Here is a 13,197-nt window from a genome sequence, read left to right as displayed (position 1 = left end):
TCCTCATCAAAGATTTGCTGTATTAATCAAGATTAATGGTATAAGAGTAGCTGCCAATACCATCGTATACCGTATCAATATAGCGAATTCCATTGCACGAAGCGCTAACAGTTGGATGGTTCATCAATGGACCATCTTTAATATCAAGAACACACCAATTTTCAGCATCATAGGCGACAGTAACATGAGCATAGCCGCTGCGACATGCGAATGAGTCTCTGATTTCAAAACTGCGAGGACCAATTAATTGAAGAATAACATCCTGATCGCTAAATCCACTGACCACATAGATACCAGGATGGGATGCATCACTTAAACGAAAATAATCTTTATATCCACACCAAGATTTATCGGCGTGTGCATTCATCATCATCAAGCTGGTTGTCGCCAGTACCATCCATTTTTTCATAACTGAGCCCCTTTTTTATTATTAAAATCTGGTGCGATTATAGGGAAGTATTGAATACAAAACAATCACTCTGTTGTAATCCCTTCAGATGATGAATCTAGGTTTAATTTAGGCAAATGATGCTTTCTGAGTCAAAACACTATCTGTTTTGAAGTGCGAATCCTTCGTTAAAACAGCAGATTATCCACCACAGTTTAAAAGGTGGGTTTTTTATTTTAGTGTGATTTCGTACTTTGTATGGGATTATTTTTTAATAAATTAGAGTAAAGACAATAACTAATAGGAGCTCCTGATACTTACTATAATTAACCATCCTATTGGTTAAAACTCATTGATTAATTTCTAACTTTATTAAAAAATGGTCTAGAATAATCTACAGGAAGAACGATTTTAAAAACAAAAAAAGAGGGGAAAAAACCATGAACATTCTGAAAAAAATAATAATGGTAAGTATTTGTCTTACAACACTGGGTTTACTAAGCTCTTGTGGCACAGTTCACGGTTTTGGGAAAGACGTATCTACCGTGGGTAAAGATATTCAAAGAGCATCACGATAGTTTCTACTAACTCCCTACAACACAGGTTGTGGGGAGTATTACTAATGAAGCATTAATCTTCAGGTTATTTTATTACATCGGGATACAAAAAGAAGACTCAGAAACTTTATTCTTTTGAGTTTCATTTTTACTGCCGAATAAACGCAATGGATTTGTAGATGATTTGCCCCAAATGGATTGATTGATCCATCCCAAGGGGTAAATTGTTCCATGCTTCGAAAAAAGCATGATTTTAAAATTTTCTGCTGCGAATTGTTATTTGAGAACTTCAGGTAGCGTTTGGGTTTGCCAAAACTTTAGCAACAGCGAATATTTTTCCAGGGGCAATTGATGGGCATAGACACGTAAGTTGGTACTAATTGCACCTTATGATCATTTGTTGTTCAGCTATATTGAACTGAAATGCACTCAATTTCACTAAAACTGTCAACCCATTTTAATCCATGATAAATTATTCATTCAATGATTTGCAAAGGATTGTGTTTAGTGGTTGATTTGAGACAGCATCTAAAAGTTTTTATCCTGATATCGCTGGGCACGGTGCTGCAAACTTCGTGTATGGTTGGGCCTAATTTTCATTCGCCCAATCCACCTAAAGTCAAAAAATATACTGAAAAACCGCTACCGGCAAAAACAGTAAGTACCCCTGGCTCTGGTGGCCAAGCCCAAGCTTTTATAACCAATAAAGATATTCCTTTATTGTGGTGGGAGCTTTATCATTCACAGGAATTGAATCAACTCATTCGAATGGGATTAGCCAATAGTCCTAATTTAGCTGCCGCTTCTGCAGCCTTGCGTCAAGCTCAGGAAAATCTCAAAGTTCAAATAGGTAATTCAATGTGGCCGTCAATCGATGCTAGTCAGATGGTGCAAAGACAACGTTATTCAGGTTTGCAAATAGGTATTCCAGCTGACAGTGTAACGTTTAATCTCGTTTATACTTCATTTAATTTATCCTATACCTTGGATGTTTTTGGGGGAGCACGCCGTCAAATTGAAGCATTAAAAGCCCAGGTTGATTACCAACAATTTCAAGTAATTGCTGCTTACCTGACGTTGACTTCTAATATTGTTACTACATCAGTAGCAATTGCATCCTATCAAGCACAAATTGATGCGACTTTTGATTTAATCAAGGCAGAACAAGGACTTCTTGATATTTTAAACAAACAATATCGGTTAGGAGCCGTTTCCCAAGAAAATGTATTAACTCAACAAACCTTGTTTGAGCAGACCAAAGCGACTTTACCGCCACTTCAAAAAAACTTATCTCAGGCCAAGCACGCTTTATCCACGCTTGTAGGTGTTTTTCCGGAAGCTCCCTTACCCATTATTAAATTGGATCACTTGAAATTACCCATAGAGCTGCCTGTGAGTTTGCCTTCAAACCTTGTTCGCCAACGTCCTGATGTACGCGCTTCTGAGGCATTACTTCATGAAGCATGTGCTCAAATTGGGGTAGCAACAGCCAATTTATTCCCGCAATTTACTATTACTGCCAATGAGGGATGGCTTAATACCTCGTTTGCAAACCTTTTTACCAAAAGACACGAGGTTTGGGCTTTAACTGGACAAGTGGTTCAGCCTTTGTTTCATGGGGGCGCTTTATTTGCACAACGGCGCGCTGCAATAGCAGCCTATCAACAGACGGCAGCACAATACAAACAAACTGTATTACAAGCTTTCCAAAATGTGGCAGATGTCTTAAGAGGATTAGAAGTTGATGCACGTACATTGCAAGCACAAATAAAGGCCGAAAATGCGGCACGAGATGCTTTAAATCTTACGCTAAAGCAATATCGCTTAGGCGGAGTGAGTTACATCAATTTATTAAACGCACAACAGCAGTATCAACAGACGCGAATTAGTCGTATTCAGGCTCAAGCGGTGCGTTACAGCGATACTGCTGCATTATTCCAGGCCTTAGGCGGGGGCTGGTGGCATAAACCCTGGTGTGTCAAAGAGTGTCTATGATGAAAGAAATTTTTTTGAAAAAACAGATGATTATTATGTTAGTTTTGGTGGGTATTCTTTTCAGCCTGATTTTTGGTTGGAAGGCTTTTGGCAACTACATGAGAAATCAATTTTTCCTCAAATCGAAGTCACCTGCGGTTACGGTATCCACAATGAAAGTTGAGGCTTCATTATGGCAACCTACTTTAAAAGCAGTAGGTAGTATGCGTACACGCCTTGGGGTGAATGTGACTACTGAACTTGCGGGTATGGTTCAGACGATCTATTTTACACCGGGTGCAATGGTTAAAAAAGGTGCTGTTTTGGTGCAATTAAATGCGGGGACCGAACTTGGATTATTGCATTCATTGCAAGCCCAGGTGGAATTAGCAAAAATTACCTATAAACGAAATAAAGCGCAATATGCTGTTCATGCAGTAAGCAAACAAACAGTAGATGCTGATGAATGGAATCTCAAGAATTTACAAGCCCAAGTTGCAGAGCAAGCTGCAACTGCGGAAAAAAAGACAATCCGTGCTCCTTTTGCAGGTCAATTAGGAATCAATAGAATTAATCCAGGGCAGTTTCTTAATGTAGGGGATACGGTAACTACATTACAGGCCTTAGATCCGATTTATGTTGATTTTTATTTACCCCAGCAAGATTTAGGGGCGTTAGAGATTGGACAAACAGTAAAGCTCACTACTAATACCTTTCCCGACAAGATTTTTCAAGGGAAAATCACTACCATTGAACCTATTGTAGATAGCGCTACCCGTAATGTGTTGGTAGAAGCGACTATCCCTAATCCTGATTTTCAATTGAAGTCAGGTATGTTTACTCGCGTTGAGGTTGCTGCAGGAATGAAAAAAAGCTATCTGACTTTACCGCAATCAGCGATTAGTTTTAATCCTTATGGTGATATTGTATATCTGGTTCAAGAAAGCAAACAAAAAGACAGCAATAATCAACCCATTCTTGTAGTTAAACAGGTTTTTGTAACTGTTGGTGATACCCGAGGGGATCAAATTGCTGTTTTAAAAGGATTGCGCGCGGGAGATATTGTGGTTACTAGTGGTCAATTGAAGCTTAAAAATGGCAGTCGCGTCCTAATCAATAATAAAATACAACCAAGCAATGAAGCAACACCAAAGGTGGTTGAGAAATAACAACTCTCGTACCGCGCTTTATGCGCGGTATCCAGAACAATGCTTGATGTACTTTTGAATTCTGTTTCAAAGACGGAGCTGCTGATAAAGAGTATGAAAGCACAGGGTAAGAAATGGAGCGTTTTGTGAAGATCCCTCAAAAAGGGTACACCAGAACCCAGGCTACGCTTATGTAGTTTGGGTTGAGAATCTAAGGATTGTAAGAATGCGGTTTACGGATATTTTTATTAGAAGACCAGTACTGGCTACAGTGATTAGTTTGATGCTTTTAGCAATGGGCTTACGCTCTATTAATTCTTTACCGATAATGCAGTACCCGTTTACACAAAATGCCGTTGTAACTGTTACTACAACTTATACTGGTGCAGACCCGGATGTCATTGCCGGTTTTATTACGACACCTTTAGAGAATTCAATAGCTCAGGCTGGTGGTATTGATTATATGACGTCCATCAGTTCTTCTAGTACAAGTACGATCACCGTAAATCTCCTCCTAAATTACGATCCTTTGAAAGCATTGTCGGATATCACTACCAAAGTGAATGCAGTATTGAATCAGCTCCCTGAAAATTCACAGCAACCAGTAATTACTGTCACGGTTGGACAAACGATTGATTCGATGTATATAGGATTTTATAGCGATGAATTACCCATTAATAAAATTACCGATTATTTGATTCGGGTAGTACAGCCGAAATTACAGGCAGTTAATGGAGTGCAAAAAGCAGAAATACTTGGAAATCAAACTTTTGCGTTACGCGCATGGCTCGATCCAGTGAAGTTGGCAGGATACGGTATTTCTGCAGCAGAAATCGGAACTGCTCTTGCAAATAATAATTTTATTTCGGCAGTGGGTCGTACCGATGGACAGATGTTTGTGCAAAATCTTACTGCAAGTACCGATCTCACTGACGTCAATCAATTCAGGAATATGATTATTAAAGCTCAAAATGGAGCCATTATTCGTTTGGGTGATGTGGCTACCGTAGATCTAGGAGCACAAAATTATAACTCTTCAGTGAGTTTTGATGGGCGAACGGCAGTTTATATCGGTATTGTTGTAGCACCTTCGGCTAATCTTTTGACGGTAATTGATGATATTAAAAAAATATTTCCCACAATTCAGGAGCAATTGCCTCAAGGTTTGCGGGGAAACATTGTCTATGATGCCAGCTTATTTGTTAATTCTTCGATCCATGAAGTCATCCTTTCTTTATTAGAAGCATTTTTTATTGTAACCGTCGTTATTTTTCTCTTTCTTGGATCGATTCGTTCTGTTGTTATCCCAATTATTGCGATTCCTTTATCTCTTATTGGAGCTTTTTGGATTATGCTCATTTTGGGTTATTCAATTAACCTGCTCACTTTATTAGCTATGGTGCTTGCGATTGGCTTGGTAGTTGATGATGCGATTATTGTTGTAGAAAATGTGCAACGCCACATCGAGGAAGGAAAAACCCGATTTAAAGCTGCGTTATTGGGGGCACGTGAATTGGCGAATCCTATTATTGCAATTACCATTGTTTTAATTGCTGTTTACTTGCCTGTTGGTTTTATGGGGGGGTTGACTGGAGCTTTATTTACCGAGTTTGCTTTTTCGCTTGCTGGTGCAGTAACTGTTTCCGCAGTTATTGCATTAACTTTATCGCCTATGATGTGTTCCAAATTCCTTAAAACAGGGAAGGGGGACAACAAGGGACGTTTTATGACTTATGTCGATAATTCGTTTGCAAAACTCGAGAAATCTTATGAACGAATTTTGTCTGCAACATTAAATCATTTGCCAGTTGTCCTAGTATTTGCTGCGATTATCCTTTTTAGTAATTATTTTCTTTTTATCACTTCAGATTCGGAGTTGGCACCGCAAGAAGATCAAGGGATTATTATTGCCCAAGTTACTGCACCGGCAAACGCATCATTAGCCCAAACCCAACTTTACGCAAACGCTGTGAATAAAATTTTTAAAAAATATCCTGAAACAGACCACATTTTTCAAGTTGATGGTTATCAAGGATTAAATACCTCCATAATTGGTATGGTTTTAAAACCCTGGGATCAGCGTCAACGAACTTCAAATCAATTACAGCCCTTAGTTCAAGAAGAACTCAATAAGATTGCTGGGGCTAAAGTAGCTGCATTTCAATTACCTTCATTACCAGGAGGCGGGAGTGGGCTTCCTATTCAATTTGTGATTAATACGACAGAAACTTTTGATAAATTGAATGAAGTGTTACAGCGTATTTTAGATAAGGCCTATGCTACAGGTTTTTTTGCTTTTATTGATCCTGATCTTAAAATCGATAAAATTCAGACTAAGGTCAATTTAGATCGAGATAAAATATCCCAGTTTGGTTTAACCATGCAGGATATTGGTAATTTATTTGGGTCGGCTTTGAGCGAGGGATATATTAACTATTTTAATTTTGCGGGCCGTTCCTATCAGGTTATTCCACAAGTAAAGAGAGAGACGCGTTTAAACACAGATCAAATATTAAATTATTACATGAGGACTGCGTCAGGAGATTCAATTCCTCTTTCTACAGTCGCTACTTTGCAGCGACAAATAGTCCCTCAATCTTTAAATCATTTCCAACAGCTCAATTCCGCAACAATTTCAGCTGTTGCTTTTCCAGGTGTATCTATGGGGCAAGCCTTGGGTACTTTTGCTAATATTGCCAAAGAAATTTTGCCCCAGGGCTATTACATAGATTACGCGTCGCAATCACGACAATTTATTCAAGAAGGCGCAAATCTGATCATCACGTTTTTCTTTGCATTAATTATTATCTTTTTGTCATTAGCTGCTTTGTTTGAAAGTTTCCGTGACCCACTTATTGTTTTGATTAGTGTGCCTATGTCGATTTGTGGTGCAATGATTTTTGTTAGTTTGGGTATTGGTAATGCTAATCTGAATATTTATAGTGAAGTGGGTTTGGTTACATTAATTGGTCTTATCAGTAAGCATGGTATTTTGATCGTGCAATTTGCCAATGACTTACAAGCGAATGGGCAAAACAAGTTAGATGCCATTAAGTCAGCTGCTGCAATTCGTTTACGACCTATTTTAATGACCACAGCAGCTATGGTTTTAGGAGTTATACCCTTAATTTTTGCTACAGGTGCTGGCGCTGAAAGCCGTTATAATATTGGTTTAGTGATCGCAACGGGTATTTCAATTGGTACTTTGTTTACTCTTTTTGTTGTTCCCGCAATGTATCTGTGGTTAGCGGAAGATCATACAAAAAAAGCTGCAGCAGAACATTTAGATGAGGAAGAATCATTAGGATAGTTACGGATGTGCGGATCAAACTGAGGGAGTTGCAACGGGCATAGCCGGTGCTTCATACCTTTTAGCCTCTGTATCTTTTGTTGTTGGGGCGGTAGCAAATAAACCAAAACGTTTGGCTAGCTTACCAATTGGGAGTGGGTTTTCTATAACATCGTTGAGCTCATCAAGCAGTTTTTGTCGGGTTGGGGTAAACAAACCCAACGTTTCAAGCAGCGAGAAAAAGCATATTTTTAAGTAAGCAAAACTAAAAGTATCTACTCTCCTATGTGTTAGAATGATTCTTGAGAAATTAGGATTTTTAATAATATCCACTTCATCTTTTATTTGTTTGATACGATCTTTAACTTTCAATTTCGTGTTGCTAGCAATTATATCTAATTTATTAATACGCGTAGACTTTTCTCTTAAAGTCTCATCACTTTCAAATAAAGCGCTCTGATTGTGTATCGCGATACTGGAATTGCTGAAATAAATTTTGAACTGAGCCAAAGCGATTTTTATGGTATCAAGCTGATAATATTCCTCATAGTACTTTTTCTCAAATTTACTGATTTCATCTTTCAACAGTTTTTTGATGTTTTGATCAATATCCTCAGCTGTTTTTGATTGGGCAATTATTTCATTCCTGAGTTTTAGTAAATAGGATTGAAGTAAATCCGTATATTCTTTATCGGTGTATTGCAAGCCTATATGGCGATTGCACATCACTTTCATATGTTTGTCGAATGATTCGGCAGTATATTGTTCGATAAAAGTCAGCTTCTCTTGTTTCTGAATTGGAACCAGGCTCTCAAGGTAACGCAATTTCTCTTTTGCGGTGTCTAACCGCATTTGTTGGGATGCTTTTACGCCTAGGTAGTAATGATGACTGGCAACAATTAATGCTTGGATTTCAGTAAAATGAGGATCGTAGGCTTTAAGTCCAGAGTTACACAGTTGATCAAGTAGATGGTCTTCTGGATATTGGCTGGGTGCGATTTCAACGTGTTTATCTCGTTTGAGTTTCGCCAGTTTGGGTAATGCTTTTTTATAAGCAGCACATAACTCAATTTTAGCTTGCTCCATAGGAACTCTTGGCTGAATAGGAGCGGAAATATCCAAAATTTCAAAAGGCGTTGTCACTTCAAGATACCAATGGTACAAGTTTTCAATATCTTGATAGTCTTTATCTATTTTTTTTAGAAATCGGTTTGCGTTTTTTATCTGTTTTTTAATGATTGAAGTCCTAGTCTCTAAAGGCTCCTTATCACAAACTAACTGTATACGGGTTGCGGAATTCAAGTCCAGAGAATGTAATAATCCTTTGAAGAATTCATCAGTGATTTGTCTTAATGGACCTGAGAATGTTCCTGGGGAAAGTCCTAATCTGTTTTCCCAGCGATCTGCTTCAAGAAGCATCGGAGTAAACACTGTAGATCGCATCTTCTCTAGGTTATCCATTACTCCATCATGAGAGGTGCTCGTAAATTCATTGAGTTTTGCTGTAAGTTCCTGATACAGGTAAATCATATTGGGTGTTTGCAGGAACAATTTAAAATAAGAATCAGAATTATTAATCAGAGCTTCTATAATTAAGGTGGCTTTTTTAGCTCGCTGATGTAATTCGTTCAGCTCTTCAGTTGTTAGGTAATTCGTGTTTTTTAAGGCTCTAATGTGTTTGGGACTAATATAAAAGGCATTAAGCACATACCAAAGTGAATTGTGTTGCACGTTTGTTGATCCATAGGGGACCTGATCAGGTCCAACCTGGTATGCATCAGAATGTTCCTGGAAGATTGCATAAAGATTTTGTGCTTTATCAAGTAAATCACGCGCTATCAATCCTAAATGGGGATCTGCCGCCAAACGTTTGGCTGACTTAATAATTTCATTTAGATGTCCATAAGCTTGTAATAAATAGTAAACATAACGACTTTTTGCACTTTGATTGTTTAAATTTTCTAGTTCAAGGACAATCCCTTCCAAATGAAACATACTGTTAAAAATGTCCTTTAAAGCACAAACTTGCCTACTTTGTGTCAACCTCAGATTATTATCCTCCATTTCAGGGAATGGCGGGGGAGATGAGGGTGAGACTGATTCTCGCACATCGTGGAAAATTCCTGTCGGTGAAAGATCGATTGTTTCAGAGGAGTTGGTTTTTCTAGCCGAATACGGTATTAATTCATGCTGCACTGCTTGGTTAAACAGTTTGGTTACTTCAAATAAGGATATCCTGAACCCATGAATGCACCTGGAATAGTTTTTGTGGGGTATGACGTAGTGCTCTCTACCCGTTTTTGGGTCTGGCTTTAGTACAGCTGAATTATTTTCGAGGGTAAATTTTTCTTGAGCCAAGTCATAAAACCGTTGCGCCCTTCGGTTCCATTCATCCGTGATCCGAGAAAAGAATTCTTGGAAATGTCCATCTAGATCCAAGAACATTCGAACTGATGGAGCATCCTTTCTGTTCATTTTTCTGTTTGATAAGAGAGTAACCAAATATTTATCAAACTTCAGAACATCCTCTTTCATTTCAGGGGGGACAGCACAAATGAAATAAGGTTGGAAAATACTATATAAATTACGACATTGATCTTTTACTTTGGGATCCAGACGATTCAGAAGCAACATATTACCCTGAATCTGTGGTCTTGCCCGTAGTTCCTTTCTAAGCAAGGTAATAAATTGAACGTAAGCATTTTGCACAACCAGAAATTTGTTATGTTTATTTCGATACCATTGATAGACCTCAAGAGTTTGATCTGCGCTTAAGTGCTCAGGGTTTTGCAGTAATTTATCGCCTTCTATTGTTTTAAAATGCAGTTTTGCATCTTCTTCGCGTTTGGTAGCTAGGGTTTGTGACTCTTTTTCGTCAAGAAATGTTTTTTTTGCAAAATTGTAATAGGTTTGGCTTTTATCTCCCCACTTGGCAAAAAAATCCTGAGCATATTTGTCCAGTTGCAAAAACAAAGATGCAGGGGGTGTTTCTAATAGTTCTATTGGCTTATTTGCAAGTAACGCAGCGAAGTATTGTTCAAGATTTTGAGCACACTCTTTAAATTCAGGCGGTATTACAAATTTTAAATAGGATTGAAAAACTGGAAATAAATTACGACACTCCTCTGCTTGCTCATTAAAATTTGTTAACAGCAAGTGATTACCGTAAAGCTCGGGTTTCTCCTCGATTTGTTTTTTTATTATGAGCGCAAAGCGTGTATAGGCACGCAGAATTTTTTGAAAGTCATCTTTATTAATCCACTCAAAATTGATACGGTCAAGGAACTCTTGGATATTTTTATCCAATCCCAGAAAAAGGTCTATCGATGGGATGTTTGTGACCTGTTTTTCGGCAAATACATCCGTTAAATAATGTTCAAGGCTTTTCCTTGAATCTTTAAATTCAGATGAGACTATTGACCTTAAGTAAGGTTGGAATACCTTAAATAATTGATGGCACTCATTTTTAACTGTATCGTCAAAATTGCTTAGATCCAAATTCTTTTCATAAAAAGCGGGTTTTGCTGCTATTTGGCCTTTTACTAGCTGCGCAAAGCGTAAATAAGCATTTTGAATGTGTTGAAACTCTGCTTTTGTGAGTTTGGATTTTTTAGCTTTATCTTGCTCGACTTGTAGTGGTATTGACTCATCAAGAGTATATGCATTCGTTTTTTCGCTATATGGGAATAAAGCTAAATTTGCTTTTTTATGAACTGAATCAATTAAGTCTTTATTTAAATTAATATGAAAAATCTGACTGTTCTCATCTTTAGTAATTAAATCAGCCAGAGTTTTTTCTTTTGCCAAAACAACACTCGCATGGTCTGCGGGAAGCTGTCTTCTTACGAAACGAACGGGTCTTCCCATGAAGGAGTACCAGTCTTCTTTTTCAGGCCCTGTCAATCTCGAGATGATGAGTTCATTTAAGTCAATGTCCAGTTTGGCCATATAAGGCTTAAGAAGCTTATAATGTTTTGTTAATTCTTTCTTAACCTCAGGAGGAAGTTGGTACAGGCGCAGGTTGTTATAACGTGGATCATTTAATAGCGCAAAAAATTGTGTGCACGCGGCGGATGCTTTTTGAATTTTATATAATGTTTTATTGGCCTTATCGATCCTTTTATAGGTCATTTCCAATCTTAATTCGATAAATCGAGAGTCTTCAATTTCAAGTAACTCTTCGCCTTTTGCTTTAAAATCAATTGCTTTTTTAGGTAAATAAAGTATTTTCTCATATAAGACTTTGATCTTCTCCATGAGGGGAACAGACAAAGTCCCAGGCTTAAGCATGGCGTAATCTTCAATTTTATCGACTAAACCAAATAAAGTAGGAAATACTTCGTATTTAAGTTGGGCTAATTTATCACGGATCACATCCTGAGATGATTCACTAAGCTCCCCTATTTGTTCCAAAGAGCTCATGGATAAAGTGATTATATTGCGAATTATATGAATGTAATTTAAAAATTTAAGTGAAACAAAGATACTGTTTCCTTTTAAATTTTCTATATCGTTTAATAGATGAAGTGCGGCTTTTTGTAACTCATCCAGCTTTTCTTGATTAAGCTTGGGTTCTGACTCTTTAATTTGCGAAGAAAATTGTTCTATGTAATGGGTTAGTTTATCAATGTAGCTTGGTAAGACCGCACTGAATTGAGTAAGAAAATTATAATCTACATCCCCATTAAGGGGACGCAGCTGATCTACAGTGATTCCTGCAACCTCTCCTACTTTATAGGCTAAAGGCATGGGCCCAAGTGCTTCTACTATAGCTTTTTTCTCTTTAGCATGTTTTTCTGCAAAAGATTGTATTTTGCTGAATAAAGGCAAAATAAAGGATAACTCCTCTTGAAACATGTCTCTGAGATCAACATCTAAATGAGTGAGCAGGTAACTTGCTTCATAAGCTAGGTTTATTGTTTTACTGTAAAGTAATTTGAGATCAGAATAGCTTCGTTTTATATTTCTGACATCTATATTTTCCAAATCTAAAAAGGTCAAGCGTGCATAGTAAAGCGCATTGATTAGTTTTTTAATTTGAGAAATATTATCAGGATCAAGAGAGTAGTTAGAAAAAGGAGCCCACGAGATATGGCCTTTTCTCGAAACTGCGGACAAAATTCGTGCTTTAAAAGCATCCAGGGTAAAAGGGAGGGTATGAGTTCTTTTTGATGTAATCTCAAGAATCTCAGACATAAAAGGCTCTAAGTCTTTAGGAGTAAAGCCTTGGTTTAAATTAATTTTGAGTTCTTCTTTTTTGATTACTGCAGTTACTGGTTTACCCGTGGGATCAAGAACAGTGTACTCAAGACCTGTTTCGAGCATACGTACATAAAATAAGCCTTTCTCCAGTTTTCCGCCCCCAGTCATCAAGGCAATTTTATAGGCAAATGGTGATGGGGCATCAAGCTCTTCTAAAAGGGCATCTTTAATTGGCTTTTTGTCGGGTGTGATGACTGAATAGGCTATTTTTCCCTGTTGTTCTCTTACGTAGATCTTTCCAGGTTCTAATTCTGTCTCATTGGTCATGAAACAGAGTTCATAGCGAGGAAAATAAGGAATTATTCGAGGATTGACGTGCTTACTGTATAGAATGTCAAAAATTTTAGTGTCAATTCGTTCCAGTAATTTAGATATCTGGTTCTGCTTAAATGACTCTAATAATTTTATATATTCTTCAAATATCATTACAGATAGCCTAATGAATTCATAAATTGTATACTGTCAATATATTCGCCTGTGCACTAACAATATCACAGTTTGGCAATATTTTCGCCTGTTATTGTAGATAAATCAATGACTGGTTTTTAAATATCTCGGTCGTCCTTTAAAAAGTCGAGC

General features: G+C 37.6%; 6 protein-coding genes. 4 read left to right on the top strand and 2 right to left on the bottom strand.

What is annotated here, in order from left to right:
* Positions 1 to 22: 22 nt before the first annotated feature.
* Positions 23 to 409: a hypothetical protein gene (locus tag LXO92_RS16690; protein ID WP_182350653.1), complete on the bottom strand. Its 387-nt coding sequence runs from the start codon at positions 407 to 409 to the stop codon at positions 23 to 25.
* Positions 410 to 828: 419 nt separating this feature from the next.
* Here LXO92_RS16690 and LXO92_RS16685 point away from each other — a divergent pair, with 419 nt between their 5' ends.
* From LXO92_RS16685 to LXO92_RS16670, 4 genes are all read left to right on the top strand, one after another.
* On the top strand, positions 829 to 966 hold the full coding sequence (locus LXO92_RS16685; protein WP_182350652.1) for an entericidin A/B family lipoprotein: 138 nt from the start codon (positions 829 to 831) through the stop codon (positions 964 to 966).
* 486 nt (positions 967 to 1,452) lie between these two features.
* Positions 1,453 to 2,940, top strand: a complete 1,488-nt coding sequence (locus tag LXO92_RS16680; protein ID WP_182350651.1) for an efflux transporter outer membrane subunit — start codon at positions 1,453 to 1,455, stop codon at positions 2,938 to 2,940.
* Entirely contained in the window at positions 2,940 to 4,088 is a 1,149-nt protein-coding gene (locus LXO92_RS16675) for an efflux RND transporter periplasmic adaptor subunit (RefSeq protein ID WP_220471068.1), read from the top strand. Before LXO92_RS16680 ends, LXO92_RS16675 begins: the two co-directional genes overlap by 1 nt.
* 205 nt (positions 4,089 to 4,293) lie before the next feature.
* On the top strand, positions 4,294 to 7,377 hold the full coding sequence (locus tag LXO92_RS16670; protein WP_182350649.1) for an efflux RND transporter permease subunit: 3,084 nt from the start codon (positions 4,294 to 4,296) through the stop codon (positions 7,375 to 7,377).
* A gap of 15 nt (positions 7,378 to 7,392) precedes the next feature.
* On the opposite strand, the gene LXO92_RS16665 is transcribed toward LXO92_RS16670, so the two are convergent.
* Positions 7,393 to 13,044: an SdhA gene (locus LXO92_RS16665; RefSeq protein WP_425600751.1), complete on the bottom strand. Its 5,652-nt coding sequence runs from the start codon at positions 13,042 to 13,044 to the stop codon at positions 7,393 to 7,395.
* Between the last annotated feature and the right edge of the window lie 153 nt (positions 13,045 to 13,197).

The organism is Legionella resiliens, assembly GCF_021344005.1.
Classification (GTDB): domain Bacteria; phylum Pseudomonadota; class Gammaproteobacteria; order Legionellales; family Legionellaceae; genus Legionella; species Legionella resiliens.
Note: the sequence above shows the minus strand (reverse complement) of the source record. Positions and strands in the feature narration are given on the sequence as shown.